Source organism: Candidatus Zixiibacteriota bacterium (assembly GCA_036397555.1).
Taxonomy (GTDB): Bacteria; Zixibacteria; MSB-5A5; order WJJR01; family WJJR01; genus DATKYL01.
In genome coordinates, this window is record DASWIS010000002.1 from 22,818 (window position 1) to 40,786 (window position 17,969).

Genomic DNA, 17,969 nt, shown 5'->3' on the forward strand with positions numbered 1-17,969 from the left:
CCAGTTTCGGGAATTCAAAGAGAGAGTCCCGCCCTCGACTCGCAGTCGGCGGACGGGACTCCTATTGCGGTTCGTGAAGCCGAAGCAACGGGCCAGTTAGTTCCCGACCATCGTGGCGCCGAAGAACGACAACACCTGCCCGATCGGATTGGCCACGGCAATTGTGTTGCTGCCCGCGTAGAGCAGGCCCACGGCCCTCGGATTGGTTGTGACGTCTTCGACCATCAGCGACCCGGAGTCGCCGCCGGACAAAAATCGTCCGGCTCTGTTCGATACCAGAATCTGACCGGTGAACGTCTTGGTGAAAGCGGTTCCGCCGGCGCACTCATTATCATAGGCGACGCTCACGGTCGCGTTCAGACCGTTGACCTTGCTGCGGCTCAAGCCGGTCGTGCGTCCGCTCTTCTTAACCGCCTGGTTGACGAAGGCCCCGACTGTCGACGACGAGAGCGTGCCGACCTCGAGAATCGCACCGTTCTCGCTCACCATGCCGCTGATAATCGTGGCGCTCGAGGCGTCAACATTGCTGCCGGGCAGTGAACTGGACTTGACCAGCGTGGCGACATTCTGGGAATTGTTCGCGTTGCAACCGACATCGATCAGGCCGGGCTGGATGATGAAATCGCCGGTCTGAGCCGTCCGCCCATTGCCGCCGTTAACAATGTCAGCTTCGAAGACGTGGTAGTTGCTGAGAATCCGCTTTTGCCCGCCGACCTGGATCAGCGACCCGAGGGTGCCGCCGCAACAGTACCCGTTGGCGAGGTCATAGCGCCAGCCACCCGAGGTCCCGAGCTGGATGGGGGGTGTTTGTTTCGCGGTATGACTGACGCCGCCACCCCCGCCCCCGGGGCCCTTCATGGCAACGATCGGGTCGGTTAAGACGATCTCGACTGGGACGCCATCGAGAGTCCTGGGCGCCGCATCGGCCGCCTTCTGGGATGTCACCAGCAGCATGACCGCCGGTTGACCCTTGGCATCAAGCGTCGTGGCTGTGCCGATCACATCCGGCTCCGCCATCAAGCGCTTTGTGTGGGCCTCCTGCACGGCCATGACCGATTGCAACTGGGGACTGATGCGTCCCAGAGCGTCATCGGAAAACGCCGTGGGACCGGTCGCGGATTCGTCGACGACGGAACATCCCCAGATTCCTGCGGCGACGGCGATCGCCACACCGATGAGGACTCCCCTGTTGTGACGAAGACGTCTGAATGAGTCTCTCATTCAGGCCTCCTAAGGTGAAGCGGTTGGGATGGTGAGGGACCTCCCCTCCGTGGGAAGGTCGGTTATTTGCAGAAACGAGAACATGATTTGTCAGCCCCTGTCAAGCCGAATTCTGCGTCGGGCGCCGACCGGCCCCGGTCCGGGCGCGGAGCACATCCACCATGGGAAAGACAAATCGATCCTCGGCCATTGCGCCGGCGGCGCCTTCTGTCGTATTTGAACCCGAGGAGGAACTGAGATGAAATCTGCGCTGGCGCTAATGTTATCCCTTGCCTTCATCTCGACCGCATCTGGCAAGGTTGTCACTCAAACGATCGAGTATCGGTCCGGCGACCGCACCTGCGAGGGGTATCTCGCCTACGACGATTCGACCGCCGGTCAGCGTCCCGGTGTGCTGGTCGTTCATCAGTGGATGGGGTTGACCGACTATGAGAAATCCCGCTGCGAACAACTGGCGCAACTTGGGTATGTTGCGTTCGCCGCGGACCTCTACGGCCAGGGCGTGCGTCCTGATTCGCCGCAGTCGGCCGGGGCACAGGCCGGACAGTTCAAGGGCGATCCGTCGCTGACCCGTCGGCACGTGGGCGCGGCGTTCGATTGGCTGACGCAACACGAACGTGTCGACCCAGCCAAAACTGCCGCGATCGGCTACTGTTTTGGCGGGTGGGTTTGTCTGGAATTGGCGCGGTCGGGCAAAGATGTCGCCGGCGTGGTCGGATTTCATACCGGTCTGGATGCGTCCAATCCCGATGACGCCCAGAACATCAAGGGGCGCGTGTTGATTCTCAATGGCGCTGATGATCCGCATGTCTCACCCGAATCGGTGGCGGCCTTCATCAAGGAGATGACGGACGCCGGCGTAAAGTACGAATATGTGGCCTACGAGGATGCGGTTCACGCCTTCACGCAGCCGATGGCAGGCGACGACAAAGCCAAAGGCGCGGCGTACAACGAAGCGGCGGACAAACGCTCGTGGGATGCGATGAAGAGATTCTTCGTCGACCTGTTCAAGTAGCCCGCGGAGGGATTATTGCCGATGGCACAAGATTATTCATTCGATGTTGTCTCAAAGATCGACATGGAAGAAGTGCTCAATGCCGTTAATCAGGCAACGCGCGAGATGAGCCAGCGGTTTGACTTTAAGGGGAGCAAGAGCAGCATCGCGCTCAATCGCAAAGAACGCGAGATCACGGTCGTCGGCGATGACGATATGAGGCGCCGAAACGTGCTGGAGATTCTGCTCGGACGGCTCGCCAAGCGCGAGGTACCATTGAAGGGATTGGTCTATGGCGACATCGAGGCGACCTTCTCGGGGACCGTGACGCAAAGGATCAAAGTTCAATCCGGCCTGAGTACCGAGCAGTGCAAAGAGATCGTCAAGATCATCAAAGAGTTAAAGCTGAAAGTGAAGACGTCGATTCAGGATGCGCAGGTACGGGTGGCCGGTTCAAAGAAGGATGACTTGCAATCGGTGATCGAGGCGTTGCGCGGCGCGGACTTGTCATTCCATCTGAGCTTCGACAATTATCGGTGACCGAGCCGCCTGCCCGCGTCCGTCGTTTGGCCCGTGGTCTCCCTACAAATCCCGACCCGACGGCGGCACAATCAACTCCGAGAATCGGATCGCTTCATGGTTGAGTCGTGTGATGTCGGCCCCCTTTTCGACTCCCGGCACGGACGTGTCACCGACGCATTGCCACAGATGCCAGGTTGACCATCCGCTCGGAACTTTCGGCTCATCGACTTCATACTCGGCGATCCACAGCGGGTAATCGCCGAATTCCGGACCAAGATGTTCGTTCCAAAACTTGGGGCTGGTGTAGATGATCGGTTTGACTCCGTAGTGACTCTCCACGACATCGAGCCACCGTTTCAGCCGTGCCTTCAGTCCCGGCTGCGTATGGTGGCCGATCAATTCGATATCCACCACCGGAGCCAAATCTCCGGGCTCTAACTCGACCACGCCGATAAACAATTGCGCCTGCGTATCGGGATCGTCTTCGGTCACATAGAAGTGATACGCGCCACGCGCCATCCCGGCGGACTTCACCTCTGACCAGTGGGAGCCAAACGACGGATCACGCAGATCATCGCCCTCGGTTGCTTTCAGGAACGCGAACGTGAATTCCTGAGCGGCGACGGCGGTCCAATCGACCGATCCGCTGTGGAACGACACGTCAATGCCCTTGTGCAGCCGCTGGTCGATCGACAACTGAGTTCCCGGGCCCTCAGTCTCAGGACTCTTGGCGTTCTTGTATACGCCTTCGCGTTCAAAAGCGAAATAGAACCCGAGTGTCACGAGCACTGCCACGGGGGCTATCGCGAGATACGGCAGACGTGATGGCATCGGCATGTTGTCTCCCATTGACCTGTGGTCAGGGTTACTCCAATTGGTCTATCGACCGAGTGCCGGTGTCAATTAAATCATGCCAACTAGCGCCCGAGAGCTTCGGCTGCGCCGCGACCCGCCAGGAATCCGGTCGACCATGCCCACTGGAAGTTGAAGCCGCCGATTCGCCCGTCGACGTCGAGTATCTCTCCGCACAGATGCAGGCCGCGCATCTTGCGCGATTCCATGGTCCGCCATTCGATTTCGCGCAAGTCGACGCCCCCGGCCGTCGCCTCGGCGTGGGAATAGCCGCGGGTATCGACCACATCCAGCTCCAGCTCCACAAGTTGGAGGGCGAGCTGGCGTCGTGTCTGTGACGGCAACTGCGAGAGCGTGGACTGCTCGTTGAATTCGGCGACGATCGCCTGCGCGATGCGATCCGGCAGCAACTCCGATAGTGCAGTTTCGACGGACCGTCGGGGATGAGCTCGTGCCTGTTTGAGCAGCCATTGATCGGCTTGCTCGATGGTCGCCAGTGTGGGGACTCCGAAGACCACGCGCAGTGATGTGTGCCGGTCAGCCATTCGTGCCCGCAGCCAGTGGCGAGAGAGATTCATCGCGACCGGCCCGGAGACTCCAAAGTGCGTGAAGACCAATGAACCGGTCAATTCAATGATCGGCTGGGTGCGGCGACCACGGCACAACCGCAGTCGGGCGTCCATTGTAATCCCGCGAAACTCGGAGAATCGTCCTCCGACACTCGCCCCGGATCGCAAAACCAGCGGCGTGAGGGCCGGCGTTGTCGGAATGATCGTGTGTCCGAGGCGCTGCATGATCGAAAGCCCGGCGCCGTCGCTGCCCGACTTCGGCAGCGACAGCCCGCCGGTCGCGACGATGACGCGACGCGCGCGGCACATCGACGTTTGCCCAGCGATCGATTTGCATTGCACGAGAAAACCGTCGCCGTCGAGCCGCACATCCGTCACGCGCTCCCCGGATGTCAGATCGACGCCGGCCGGCGCTACCTGTGCCAGCAACGCCGACAACACGGTCTGCGCCTGGTCGGATGTCGGGAAGTATTTGCCGGTGGACTCCAGCTTGAGCGGGACGCCCATACGATGAAACCACGCCACCGTGTCTTCGTTGCTGAATGCTTGAAGCACTTTGGCGATCGTGTGACGCGAGCCGCCCCAGAAGTCGTCGGCGGTGACGACATCGTTGGTGACATTGCAGCGGCCGCCGCCGCTGACTAAGATCTTGGCACCCGGTCTGCGCGCGCTTTCGATCAGAATGATGCGTGCATCCGGCTTGCGCGCGCGTGCGCCCGCAAAGACGGCGGCTGCCAACCCTGCGGCACCCGCGCCGATGATCGCGATATCGCATGATTCCCGGCGCATCACGGCGACTACAATGCGATGTTCGAGTGTCCGGCGAAACAGCGATGATGCGGGGCTTCCGCCATGCGGGAGGGTGACATTGGATCAGTGCGGACGCTGAATCATGCGGCACGGCTCTGCCGCAATGTTTATGGAAACCACCGTCTTGTCGAGCCCGAAACGTACCGTGTGTTCGTCGGGATCCCAAATACGTTTGCCAAACGAGAATCCGGCGGCAAACTTGGACAGCAGCATGTCGGTTCGATAGTCATACAATCCGACTTCCTGATCGTCAAATACGATGCCCAACACTTCACCGCCGTACGGCACATCGCGATGTTGCCGCTCGAAGAGTGCGCTGCGATATCCATCGTAACCGTCCCCGGCGGTCGACCCAACGAGAAACGTACCATCGGGCGTTCCTGTATCGGACCGAATCTCAAATACGAACATCGAGTCGTCTTCGGAAACCGTTCCGGTCATTCCGCCCGCCCGACTTTCATGAATTATTTTCGCAGCGATCGGTTCATTGCACGGGTGCAATCCGCTCCCGCGTACAAGTTCGCGCGTGGCCGTGCACGGGATCGACGCAGATGACATGTCGATCCCGTCGTGTGTGCTGATTCGGCGTTTGATTTCAAACGGCGGCAGGGCGCGCAATGCCGCTTTCGGACCGGACAAATCACGATACAAGTCAAGTGACCGCTCCGGGCCGAGTGAGTCCATCAGACACCGTACAAGCAATCCGCTGAGGGCGTACGACAAGTCCGAAGTGCCTTCCCCCTCGTGAAAACCATCGTACGAGAGAATCTCATCAATGCTGATCAATCCCGATTCCAGGAGAAACGCCCCGACCTGAAGTACGACCTCGGGCGCTTTCTCCCATCGCCCGCCCAGGGCGACCGCCAATCCCTCCTGCATCCATGGCAGCGTGTACAACGGGACGCTTTCCAGCACGAAATTGACGAGAACGTGAACCAACTCGTGAGTGTGGCACAGGTGCTTGGTGACGATCGCATCGAGCGGGAGATCGGTCAGCCCGGAAATGTCATATCCGGTCATACGCAGCATTCCCTCACGGTCGGTCAGCACGTACTCGATCTTCTCCCGTTCGAGTATTCGCCGACGTGCGTCGGCGGCGCCGAAGTACGTCAGGACGGAGTCGACAAATCGGTCCATCCGGTCCAGGGCGTAGCCGTTGATGCGGGTGGTGTCGCGGCACCGGATCCGAAGGTAGCGCGTGTCACGCACATGCCAATCGCCGGTCTCCGTGAACAACACCGGCGCCAGCCGACGCGGACCGTCGGAATCGACCACACCGTAGGCAGCACTCATCGACTGACCGGCAAATGAGACGATCAATCGCAGGACATTCCGCCCCGAATCTTCCGGATGCTGCTGCACTGAAACCGTCACCGCACCGGATCGTATGCTGTCGAGATGCAGAAAAAGCGGTGAAGAACAGTCGAACTTGAGTGGGACTTCCTCAAGCCGAATTCCGAGCCGCCGCGATCGCGCCACGGCATCCGGATGCCAGAGACGCTCTGCATTGTCCCAATCGCCCGCGATGACAGCATCGACATACGCCCGCAGAAGGAGTGTGTCGGTGTCGGAGGACGCCGCATCGACAACACCCGCCGACAACGCCATCGTAACCGCAGTGAGCAAACATCGGAGTGCCCGCATCAGACTATCCGAAGACGTTATACACCGTCGACTCGGACACTTTCACTGATTGGCTGACGTTTCGCCCCAAACAGCGCGTACAATGCCGGAAGAACGAACAACGTCAGCGCCGTCGAGGTCAGGATCCCGCCAATGACGACCGTGGCCAGCGGGCGCTGGACCTCAGCGCCGACGCTATGCGACAGCGCCATCGGGATGAAGCCGAAGGATGCGACCAACGCCGTCATCAGCACCGGCCGCAGTCGCCCGATGGCGCTGTCGCGCACGGCATCGGTCAGCATCAGCCCGTCGGTCAGGTGCCCTTTGATCGATGACACCAGCACCAAACCATTGAGCACCGCGATGCCGGAGAGCGCGATAAACCCGACGCCGGCTGAGATCGAAAACGGCATCCCGCGCACAAAGAGCGAGCACACGCCCCCAAAGACCGCCAATGGCACCCCCGTGAAGATGAGGATGGCGTCGCGGAACGAACGGTATGTCCAGTACAGCAGCGCGAAGATGAGCGTCAGCGCCAACGGCACCACTATGGCCAGCCGCGTACGGGCCCGCTGCAGATTCTCGAACTGCCCGCCATAACGCACGAAATACCCTGGCTGAAATTCGACAGTTCCGTCGATACGTTCGCGCAATTCCTCGACAAAGGAGCCGACATCCCGGCCCCGTACATTGCACTGCACGACGATCCGGCGCTTGCTCCACTCACGCGTAATCGTCGACGGACCATTGTGGAGTTCCGGCCGCGTGATCTGGTCGAGCGTGACGATGGCGCCGGTTTCCGACCGGATCGGCAGACGGGCGATGTCCTCGGTGACACGGCGGTACGATTCCATCATGCGCACTTCGAGATCGAAGCGGCGCTGCCCTTCATAAACTTCCCCCACATGAATCCCGCCAAAGCTCTCGACATGATCGAGCGCCTCGCGCGCCGCCAGCCCATAACGAGCCAGCTTATCACGGTCCAGGGCGATGTCGAATTGCGGCTGCCCGGTGATTTGCTCGACTGTGACGTCGGCCGCGCCGTCGAGAGTCTGCACCAGAGCCGCAATCTCTTCGGCCTTCTGTACGAGGACGGAGAGATCATCACCGAAGACCTTGATGCCGATATCGCCGCGAATACCGGCAATCATCTCGTTGATGCGCATTTCGATCGGCTGCGTGAACACGAGATTCATCCCCGGCAGATCGGAGAGCTCCTGATCGATCAGTTCAACCAATTCCGCTTGCGATCGTGACCGGCGCCACTCGTTGCGCGGCTTCAGCGTGATGAAAACATCGCTGACCTCCAATCCCATCGGATCGGTGGCCAATTCCGCCGTGCCCGTGCGTGTCCACGCGTGGTCGATTTCATCGGGAAATGCATCCAGGAGGATCTGCTCGACGCGCGTGCCGTATTCGACAGACTGCTCCAATGAGACTCCGGCCAGCCGCACCAGATTGATCGCGATCGTGCCCTCGGACAGGCGCGGAACAAATTCAGAGCCGAGCTGGCCAAAGAGCAAGACGCCGCCCACGACGAGTATCAGCGCCATGGCGATGGCCGCGCGCGCGTGACGCAGAGTCCAATCCAGCGGGGCGCGATACGCTCGTTTAAGCCATTCGACGACGCGCGGTTCACGACGGCCGACATTATCCCGGAGAAATGTTGCGATCATCGCGGGAATGACGGAAAAGGACAACAACATCGAGCCGAAGAGCACCAGCACGACCGTGATCGCCATCGGGCGAAACAGTTTCCCCTCGATCCCCTCGAGCGTCAGGATGGGCAGATACACCACAATGATGATCAGTTCGCCGAAGAGCGTCGGCTTGCGAACTTCCATGATCGCGCGACGGATGATATCCAGCCGTGACGGCGACCCTGCGTGCTCCGCCAACCGCCGTATGCTGTTTTCCACCTGAATGACCGTATTGTCGACCGCGAGCCCGAAATCGATGGCCCCCAGACTCATCAGGCTGCCGGCGATCCCCAGCCGCGTCATCATGTCGAAGGCGAACAGCATCGACAGTGGGATCGCCGACGCCACAATCAGCCCGGAACGGAGGTTACCAAGAAAGATGAAGAGAATGGCGACGACCAGCAGCGCGCCAAAGAAGAGATTCTCGCGAACCGTGTGCAGCACCTGATCGACCAGGTCGGTGCGGCGGTATACTGTTCGCGCTTCGACACCCTCCGGCAGAGTCCGTTTGATCTCTTCGAGGCGTTCATCGAGACGTCGGGTTACGTCGGCTGAGTTTTCGCCGACGAGCATGAATCCCAGCCCCAGGACGACCTCGCCCTGACCGTTGTAGGTCGTCGCACCGCGACGGATCTCGTGGCCGATCACCACCTCGCCGATGTCGTGCACGTGGATGGGCGCGCCTTCGACCGTGGCGACGACCAACTCATCGATGTCCTCGCGCGTGGAAACGATTCCGACCCCGCGCACCAGCGTCCGTTCGCCGCCGCGCACCATCTGCCCCCCGGCGACATTGCCGATGTTCTCCCGCAGCACGTCGATGACGTGCGTCAACGTGATGCCGTAGCGCACCAAGCGATTCGGATCGACGAGTACGTGGTACTGTCGCTGGTATCCGCCCCAGCCGTTGATCTCGGCCACGCCGGGCACCGACTGCAGTTGCGGCTTGACGATCCAGTCCTGCACCGTGCGAGCATAGGTCGGATCGGCAGATTCGGCGATCAACACATAATGGAAGACTTCGCCCAGTCCGGTTGAGATCGGACCGAGGACCGGCGCTTCGATTCCATCGGGCAGCGTTACGCCGACCAGTCTCTCAGTTGTCTGCTGACGGGCCAGATAGAGATCGATATCGTCATCGAAGAGCAGCGTCACCTGCGCCAGGCCGAATTTCGAGATCGAGCGCACCTCCGATAGTCCCGAAAGCCCGGCCAATTCGCGTTCGATGGGATACGTGATCTGCCGCTCGATGTCCTCCGGAGTCCAGCCCGATGCCGTGACATTCACCTGCACCATGACCGGCGTCGTGTCGGGAAAGGCGTCAAACGGCAGGCGTGTCAACGCGATGACGCCGACGACGACCAAGAGGGCGGCCGCGAAGAGCATCAATCCTCGGTATTGGATGGTGAAGCCAATCCATCGTCCGAGGAGTGAGTCGCTGTCGTCTGCGGGTGCCGGATGAGACGGCCCCTTCACGATGCCGCCTCCAGTCCGCAACAGCCGGCCCCGATGCTTCCCTTCTGCAGTTCCGTCTTTAACAGGTAGCTGCCCTCCACGACAACCGACTCGCCGGGCCGCAGACCGTCAAGCACGCGATAGTGGCCGCTTTCGCCGGTCTCCAGCCGTACTTTGCGCGGGCGAAATCGCTCGGGCGACTCCTGCACGAAGACGACATTGCAGCAGCCTTCCCACTGCACCGCGTCATGGGGGACAAGAATCGCCGACTGCAGAGTCCCGTCGGGAAGTTGCAGCCGGCCGAACTGGTGCGCGCGAACGTGCGTCGTGGCGCGAGTCGGCTTCACCCGGACGATGCCGGTGCGGGTGTGGGGATCGAGGTACTGGGAAATCCAAATGACGGTACCGACGACCGGATCGGAATTGCCCGCGTCGGAGAGGAAGTTGACGGTTTGGCCCACCTCCACGCGTGAGAGGTCGCGATCGCGCACATCGGCTTCAACCCAGATTGCGGCGGGGTCACCGACGACTGCCATCGTCACGCCCGGCTCGATCAATGTGCCCAATGCGGCAGGTCGTTCCAGCAGCGCCCCACCGACGACTGATCGGAGCGTAAACTGCGACGAGACGGCGCCGCGTTCACGAAGCGCCAGCAGATCACTCTCGGCCAACCCGGCAAGCCGCAATTGGCTGGCCAGTTCCACGCAGTGCCCCTCGGCAGCAACTGCATCGGCCATCGTGCGTTCGTATCCGGCCGAGTCGATCAGTCCACGCGCGAGCAATGCTTCGGCGCGTTCGCGTTCGCGGGCATGCACACGCCAGTCGCTCCATCCTTTCAGATACGCGCCCTGCAGCGATGCCATCTGCGGCGATTCGACATCCGCCAACGGCGCATCGGCATCCACAGGAGTGCCCGGCTCGACGCGCCAGCGGCGAATAGTCACGGGAATGGTCGAGGAGATCATCGTCGTGCGCGTCTGATCAAAGACCGTCTCGGCCGGCGCCTCGAATCGATGCCCTCCCAGTCCGATCGTGACCGGCATCGCACGAATTCCCGCGCGGTCGGCGGTTTGAATCGAGGCGAACTGAATGACCGACCCATCAGTCGGGCACAACGGCTGATTCTTCTCAAAGATCACCGACAAACCCGGAAAGCGTGAGTCCTCAGACGTCGAGCCCGGCCCCGAAGCCGTCTGGGCCGGACCTTGACCATCAATTTGCGAGTGTTCACTTCCACCCTGGGAATGTCCGTGGCCATCGTCTATGACGGCAGCACGAACCAATCCAGGATTGCAAAGCTCACACTGGGATTCCGGGACATCGTGCCCGGCGCACCAGTCGCCGCTCTCCTTAAACGACGCGATGAGTTCCGGGTGGCACCGTGCGCAGATGTTCGCGCTTAATCCATGCGGACAGACGGCTGATGCCGCGCGTGCGAGCCCCGGGTTGCAGAGCTCGCATTGGGACTCCGGGACATTGTGCTCAACACACCAGTCGCCGCTCTCTGTGAACCTGGGTATCAGAGCCGAATTGCACCGGGTGCACAGATCGACGTCTATGCCATGCACAGCGCAGACGGCTGTGGCCACACGTTCCGATTGTATCTGTGAGGATGGCGACCTCTGTCCGGCAAACCAGCCGATCAAGGCGCCGACTGCCAGCAGGGTGGTGTAGACAATGACATTCTTGCGCATCTGAAATGATCCTCTCTCGGACGAATTCGTCCGGAATCAAAGAATTCATTCGCGCGGCCAAACATCGGTGGCGCGGATTGACTCTTTTTAAGAATGGGCAGCCGGGTTAGGAAGAGCGAGGCGGTCGGAACAGACCCTGGGGGTCGCATTGGACCGAGACATCAGAGGATGACTCGGCGATCTCACCGAGACACATCAATGAGTTGACCCGTACATCGAGCAGCGGCACGACACAAAAAGAACAGGCGCAATGGCAGGCGCAGATTTCATCGCAACGCGCTTCGTCGCAACAGTCTTCTGCGTCACAGATGACACACGTGGCGTATCCCGCAAACAGCGCCACCAGTATCAGCAGGCCGACCAACCGGCCGGACATTGTATCGGATAGTCTCATGACCATGGACGTATCGTCGGGCGACTATATGCCGATAAGACAATTATCGGCACATCGGGGTTCCCAAAGGACGCGAATAACACCGAGTCTTCGGAATCATGAGCCGATGAGACATCCGGGCGTAGCGGCGCCGGCCTACTGGTGGGCGGCGACTACGGCGCTCCGGACACCCGGCAGGTGCTCGTTGCACCATCCACGCAGGTGGGTCGCGGTGACTACGGATTCTCTGGCACGCGCTTCTCCGATCACCACGCCGCAGACATCGCACCGCAGACGGATGACCTGGCCTGAACCATGATACACTCTCGGTTTTCTTGTACGCGAAGGCTGGATAGAATTGGCCATTGGGACGGGTGAGACGCTCCTTTGTTGACCCTCCATTATACACTCATCCTCGTGCCAAACCTACAACCATGGGAAGAATCCCATCCGGACGCTCTTTACTCAAGGGCATCAACAAGGGACCGGCTCATTCGATGACGGGAGCGAACGATCCAGTTGTCGTTACGCATCGGCTCGTAAGCGGCTCCAGCGTAAGGACATCGCACTGCCGACGATGTCGGGAGGCGCTCCGAAGAACGCTGCTTCGAGTTAAACACCCCTGTCGTCGTTCGCGCGAGATAATTCGAGGATTCCCTGCGTTTCTTTCGTATAATGACTCGGCACCGGCGACGGGGGCCGCTGGTGTTTCTGAGCTTTCCGCACTCCTGCTTACAGCTTCAGACACCTTATCCCCCTAAATGGCATTGGCCAGACAGGAAGACCGTATCGTGAATGACTTCTCAAAGTTTGCCCTGCACCCCGACCTCATACGCGGCGTAACGGGCCTGCACTTCACTCAACCGACTCCGATTCAGAGGGATGCGATTCCGCCGGCGCTGGCGGGGCATGACATCCTGGCCTGCGCGACCACCGGATCCGGAAAGACCGCTGCGTTTGCGCTGCCGATTCTGCAGAGTTTGCTGGGCGGCCAACGCGGAGCGACCCGCGCCTTGGTTCTCACGCCGACGCGTGAATTGGCCGCACAGATCGTCGACCACATCAAGTCGCTGGCCAAACGGACCAACATCACCTGCGCGGCAGTCTTCGGTGGGGTCGCCATCGGTCCTCAGGAACAGGCGTTTCGCCGCGGAGTCGACGTGATCGTGGCAACGCCGGGACGGTTGCTCGATCATTTCCAGTATCCTTACGCGCGACTGAATGCCCTGGAGTTCCTCGTTCTCGATGAGGCCGACCGCATGCTCGACATGGGTTTTCTCCCCGATGTCCGTCGGATACTCAAACATCTGCCCGACCGGCGTCAGACGCTCTGTTTCTCGGCGACACTTCCTCCGGAAATCGTGCTGTTGTCGCAGCAAATCCTCCAGCATCCGGTCCGGGTCAATGTCGATCGCAAGCCGGAGGCGGCATCCGGGATCAATCACGCAGTCTATCCGGCCCGCCAGGACTTAAAGCCCGCGCTCCTGGTGGAACTACTGCGCCGCAATGGGATCAAGAACGCCTTGGTCTTCATGCGGACGAAGCACCGTGCCAATCGGCTCGCGACCTACTTGCGCCAACGGGGGGTAAAATGCGAGCGCATCCACGGTAACCGCAGCCAGAGTCAACGCACCGAGGCCCTGGCGGGGTTCAAATCGGGACGGTTTCAGGTGATGGTTGCCACCGACATCGCGGCACGGGGAATCGATGTGGATTCCCTGTCCCACGTCGTGAATTTTGATGTTCCTAATATGCCGGACAGTTACATCCATCGTGTGGGACGCACCGCGCGGGCTTCCCGTACCGGCGATGCGTTTACGTTTGTGTCTGAAAGCGAGGAGGCCGATCTGCGCGCGATTGAACAGGCGCTGGGACGACGGCTGCCGCGTCTGACGATGGCTGGATTCGATTACGCCGCTCCGCGACCCGTTGCGGACGGTGGGACTCGATCCGGACGGGCCACGCCGGCTCGGAGACACTCCGCCCCCGGCGGGAGGTCGAGGCCGTCGACGGCACACCGCCTGACGCCTGCCTGTGTGATTGGCGAACCGTTGGAGTCGGCCGCACGGTTTGAGGTGTCAGCGAACTTGACGAGCGGACTGAACGTTGAGCATGGACGGCGGATCAAACGAGCCGCGAAAAGCGGATCACGAAGGTCGCCTTATCGACGCTGATCCGTGCGGATCGATGTCGCTGTAGAGAGGATTCGGCTCTTGACTGTTACAACGAACGGTGCCGAGAGAGTCAGCACAATGCACCTCGAGTTCCGGCCCGAGCTCCGTGACAGTCTCTTCCAATTGCTGAATACGGCGATTCCGTTTGCGGCCGTGTGGTTTCTGATGCTGCAAAGTCTTCGGGTTTCGTATTGGATCACACTCGTTCTGGCGGTCCCGGCGGCGGGGTTTCTGGTGCGGCTGTTCATCATTCAACATGATTGCGGCCATGGATCGTTCTTCAAAAACCAGCGGGTCAACAATGGACTCGGTTTCATACTGGGTGTCCTGACGCTCACCCCCTACGGGTACTGGCGAAGGACACACGCGATTCACCACGCCACCTCCGGTAATCTGGACCGGCGCGATTTCGGTGACATTACCACGCTGACCGTTCGTGAATACCGGTCGCTGTCTCGCGTCCGGCGGCTGGGCTACCGGCTCTATCGCAATCCGCTGGTGCTGTTCGTCATCGGCCCGTTCTACCTTTTCGTTTTGAAGCATCGATTCCCGCTCGACCTGCCGCTGTCATGGAAGCGTGAATGGCGCAGCGTCATTTTGACGAATCTTTGTATCGGCGGACTCATCGCCCTCATGTGGTGGGCTGTCGGCGGCATGGCATTCCTGAAAGTTCAGTTGCCCATCACGATGCTGTCGGGCACTGCGGGCATATGGCTGTTCTATATTCAGCACCAATTCGAGGACACGTACTGGCGCCGGCAGCCCTCCTGGGGTTATCACGATGCGGGATTGCGGGGCAGTTCCTTCTACGATCTGCCGAAGATCATCAACTGGTTTTCGGGGAATATCGGCGTTCATCACGTCCATCATCTCAACAGCCGCATACCGAACTATCGACTGCATGATTGTCTCCAGGCGCACTCGCAGTTGCAGAATGTGACACGGCTCACGATGGCCGACGGCTTGCGCTGCGTACGCCTGAAACTCTGGGACGAGGATTCCGGCCAAATGGTCGGTTTTCGTGAAGCGCGCGTCCGACCATCCCAGTCTCCGATCCCAAGAGTCCGGCCCACCGAAACGACTGAAGCAGTGCGATAGTCATGCCAGGCGATGCCGGTACCGGCGGCACGCTCTCTGGTGGATAAGTCGCTGCCGGGTTTGGTGTTATGTTCGCCGGATTTGAGCTTAAGGGATCGATCCGATCAGACATCACCGGCATCTGCCGTGCGGCCGTGGCTTCGCTGCCCTGCTTAACTGGCTATTGACTTCGTCTTTTTCCTCTGCGTAACTCGCTTGTGCAGTACGTCTACATGGTCTCGCCCATGGCCCGGCTTGGGCCAATAGCGACAAGTCAATAGCAAGGGGAGGAAATTATGAACAGCCGCATCTGGTGTCGATGTTGTGTGTCCATCGTCGCACTTGTCGTTTCGCTGACAAATGTCGGACACGCAGCCGAGCAGTCCTCACAGCGCCACCAGCCGTCGACTCTTTCCAGCAACGAGGCAACGGTCTGTGTGCTGACGATCAACTGTCCGGCCGATAAGACCATCCAGTGTCATCAATCGAACAATCCGTCATTCACCGGGACGGCGACCTATACATCGAATCCTGATTGCGGCACGGTGACCTTGACTTACAGCGATGCGGAGACGCCGGGCGGATGTCCGGCCGAGAAAACCATCGCGCGCACCTGGACGGCGACCGCCACCAGCGGCGATATGGCCAGTTGCGTTCAGACCATCTTCGTCGAAGACACCACACCGCCCTCGTACGGCGGCACGTGCGGCACGAATGCGAACTATCAGTGCGTCTCACAAGTCCAGCCGCTGGCACTCGGCGGAGTCGGTCCGATCGATCAATGCGATCCGTCGGTTTCGATTTCCAGCTCGCGCAGCGACAATGGCGGCTCCGGATGTCCCGGCGATCCCTTGATCTTCACGGATGTTTTCTCGTTTACCGACGACTGCGGCAACTCATCTCAATGCGTGCGCACTCATACCGTCATCGACGATACGCCGCCGGTCTTCACGGTCTGTCCGGCCGACTTCGACGCCGGCTGTTTCGCCAATGTCCCACCGTGTGATCCGGGTGATGCGACCGCGACCGACAACTGCAGCGCGGTCACCATCACCTGCAATGACAGTCCGCCGCCGGGAGGCGGTTGTTCCGGCACGATCACGAGGACCTATACCGCCACCGATGCCTGCGGCAACACGGAGACTTGCGTGCAGCTTATTACGGTCTCCGACGATCCCCCGACGATCGTCTGCCCCGACGACTTCAGCGTCGATTGTCTCGCCGATGTGCCCGCCTGCGATCCCGGCGATGCCACCGCCACCGATGACTGTGGCGGTGTGACGGTGACCTGCAGCGATGGCCCCCTGGTCGGTGGCACCTGCTCGGGCACCATCACGCGGACTTTTACGGCGACCGACGACTGCGGCAATCAGACCTCGTGTGATCAGATCATCACGGTGACCGGCGATGTGCCCGCGATCTCATGCCCCGCCGACTTCGATGTCGCCTGTCTCGAAGATGTCCCGCCGTGCAATCCCAACGATGCGACCGCGACCGCCAATTGCGGCAGTGTGACCATCACCTGCAGCGATGGCCCGCTGGTCGGCGGACCATGCTCCGGTACAATCACGCGCACATACACCGCGACCTACGAGTGCGGCGGGGTAGCGTCGTGTGATCAGATCATCACCGTGCTGGGCGACATTCCGACAATCACGTGTCCGGACGATTTCAATGTCGGCTGTTTGGCCGAGTTGCCGCCATGCGATCCCAACGACGCGACGGTGACGACCAACTGCGGCTCGGTAACAGTTACGTGCAGCGACGGCCCTCTCGTCGGCGACCCGTGCGGGGGCACGGTGACCCGCACCTACGTCGCTACGTCCGAGTGCGGCAGCATGGCCTCCTGCGATCAGATTATCACGATCGGCGGCAGCTCATCGGTAACGATCTCCTGCCTGTCGAATATCATTGTCCAACGCTTTGCCGACTTGCCCCCGTGTGATCCGAATGATGCGACCGTCACCGGCGGGTGCGACGTGGTCGTCACCTGCTTCCGCTCCAGTGTCGGCGGTGTGGGGTGCACCGATGTTTCGGTTCCGATCACGTACACGTACACGGCCACCGATGCCTGCGGCAACGAGGCGTTCTGCGAGCGGGTGGTGACGGTGCTGCGTCCCGATTGCCCCTTCTTCGTGGCGGCGGGGGACGTCTCATCGCCGGTGGATGTCGCGGTCGGCGGACGGTCAACCATTCCGATTCGTTTGGACTCCGCGCAGTCGGATGTCGGCTCCTTCGAGCTGGCCTTCGCCTATGATGACAACGTCTTCAGCATCGCCCAGGTCGAACGGGGATCCGCCTTGGCGGACTGGGAGTACTTCACCTACCGTTTGGAGACCGGCGTGATCCGTCTGATCGCCATGGCGGATTTGGCCAATGGTGCGATGCATCCCCCGTCGTCGGCGTACCGTCCGGTGGGGGTGTTGGCCAATGTGACGGTCAATGTGACCCCCAACCGTCAACTGGCGGGTCAGAGTGTCTACTGGCAGGCGTGTCTGGATGGCTGTACCGACAACACCATCAGCAGCCGGTCGGGAGACATGACCTTCGTGATGGCGGAGTCGGACTATGAAAACTGTGAAGCGTCGCTGTCCGGCAGTGTGCTGCCCGGTGTCCGGTTGGCCAGTGCCCAGATGCGGATCGTGGAGCCGGCGGGATCACGGGGTGACATCAACCAGAACGGTCTCTCCTATGAGGTCGGCGATGCGATCCTGCTGGTCAATTATCTGATCAATGGCGTGGAGGTATTCTCCGAAGATGCCGCGCTGCGGGCATTACAGGTGCAGGCGGGAGATGTCAACGGGGACGGGGTGTCCCTGACGGTGGCGGATCTGACCTACCTGATCCGGGTGATCAGCGGCGCGGTCAGTCCGACCATCGAGGCGAAGCTGAGTCCGTATGCGGG

12 protein-coding genes are annotated in these 17,969 nt (G+C 60.6%); 5 read left to right on the forward strand and 7 right to left on the reverse strand.

What is annotated here, in order from left to right; all coding sequences use genetic code 11:
* Positions 1–96: 96 nt before the first annotated feature.
* Positions 97–1,221, reverse strand: coding sequence for a hypothetical protein (locus tag VGB22_00910; protein ID HEX9749835.1), 1,125 nt, complete (start codon positions 1,219–1,221; stop codon positions 97–99).
* Between the two features lie 238 nt (positions 1,222–1,459).
* Here VGB22_00910 and VGB22_00915 point away from each other — a divergent pair, with 238 nt between their 5' ends.
* On the forward strand, positions 1,460–2,236 hold the full coding sequence (locus VGB22_00915) for a dienelactone hydrolase family protein (protein HEX9749836.1): 777 nt from the start codon (positions 1,460–1,462) through the stop codon (positions 2,234–2,236).
* A gap of 21 nt (positions 2,237–2,257) precedes the next feature.
* Positions 2,258–2,755: a YajQ family cyclic di-GMP-binding protein gene (locus VGB22_00920; protein HEX9749837.1), complete on the forward strand. Its 498-nt coding sequence runs from the start codon at positions 2,258–2,260 to the stop codon at positions 2,753–2,755.
* 42 nt (positions 2,756–2,797) lie between these two features.
* On the opposite strand, the gene VGB22_00925 is transcribed toward VGB22_00920, so the two are convergent.
* The 6 genes from VGB22_00925 to VGB22_00950 all read right to left on the reverse strand — a co-directional run bounded on the left by VGB22_00925 (position 2,798) and on the right by VGB22_00950 (position 11,834).
* Complete coding sequence (locus VGB22_00925) at positions 2,798–3,574, reverse strand: GH25 family lysozyme (GenBank protein HEX9749838.1); 777 nt, start codon at positions 3,572–3,574, stop codon at positions 2,798–2,800.
* An 80-nt stretch (positions 3,575–3,654) separates the two neighbouring features.
* Entirely contained in the window at positions 3,655–4,947 is a 1,293-nt protein-coding gene (locus VGB22_00930; protein HEX9749839.1) for an aminoacetone oxidase family FAD-binding enzyme, read from the reverse strand.
* Positions 4,948–5,031: 84 nt separating this feature from the next.
* On the reverse strand, positions 5,032–6,612 hold the full coding sequence (locus VGB22_00935; protein ID HEX9749840.1) for a hypothetical protein: 1,581 nt from the start codon (positions 6,610–6,612) through the stop codon (positions 5,032–5,034).
* A 17-nt stretch (positions 6,613–6,629) separates the two neighbouring features.
* The gene (locus tag VGB22_00940) at positions 6,630–9,767 is read right to left on the reverse strand and encodes a CusA/CzcA family heavy metal efflux RND transporter (protein HEX9749841.1); all 3,138 of its coding nucleotides are present in this window, start codon (positions 9,765–9,767) and stop codon (positions 6,630–6,632) included.
* On the reverse strand, positions 9,764–10,885 hold the full coding sequence (locus VGB22_00945) for an efflux RND transporter periplasmic adaptor subunit (GenBank protein ID HEX9749842.1): 1,122 nt from the start codon (positions 10,883–10,885) through the stop codon (positions 9,764–9,766). Before VGB22_00945 ends, VGB22_00940 begins: the two co-directional genes overlap by 4 nt.
* Positions 10,886–11,546: 661 nt before the next feature.
* Positions 11,547–11,834, reverse strand: coding sequence for a hypothetical protein (locus tag VGB22_00950; protein HEX9749843.1), 288 nt, complete (start codon positions 11,832–11,834; stop codon positions 11,547–11,549).
* A 770-nt stretch (positions 11,835–12,604) separates the two neighbouring features.
* Here VGB22_00950 and VGB22_00955 point away from each other — a divergent pair.
* From VGB22_00955 to VGB22_00965, 3 genes are all read left to right on the forward strand, one after another.
* Positions 12,605–13,987 (forward strand): DEAD/DEAH box helicase, encoded by a 1,383-nt coding sequence (locus tag VGB22_00955; protein ID HEX9749844.1) that lies wholly within the window; start codon positions 12,605–12,607, stop codon positions 13,985–13,987.
* A 78-nt stretch (positions 13,988–14,065) separates the two neighbouring features.
* Positions 14,066–15,085 (forward strand): fatty acid desaturase, encoded by a 1,020-nt coding sequence (locus VGB22_00960; protein ID HEX9749845.1) that lies wholly within the window; start codon positions 14,066–14,068, stop codon positions 15,083–15,085.
* Between the two features lie 305 nt (positions 15,086–15,390).
* The coding region (locus VGB22_00965) for a dockerin type I repeat-containing protein (protein HEX9749846.1) at positions 15,391–17,969 on the forward strand (2,579 nt) is incomplete at its 3' end.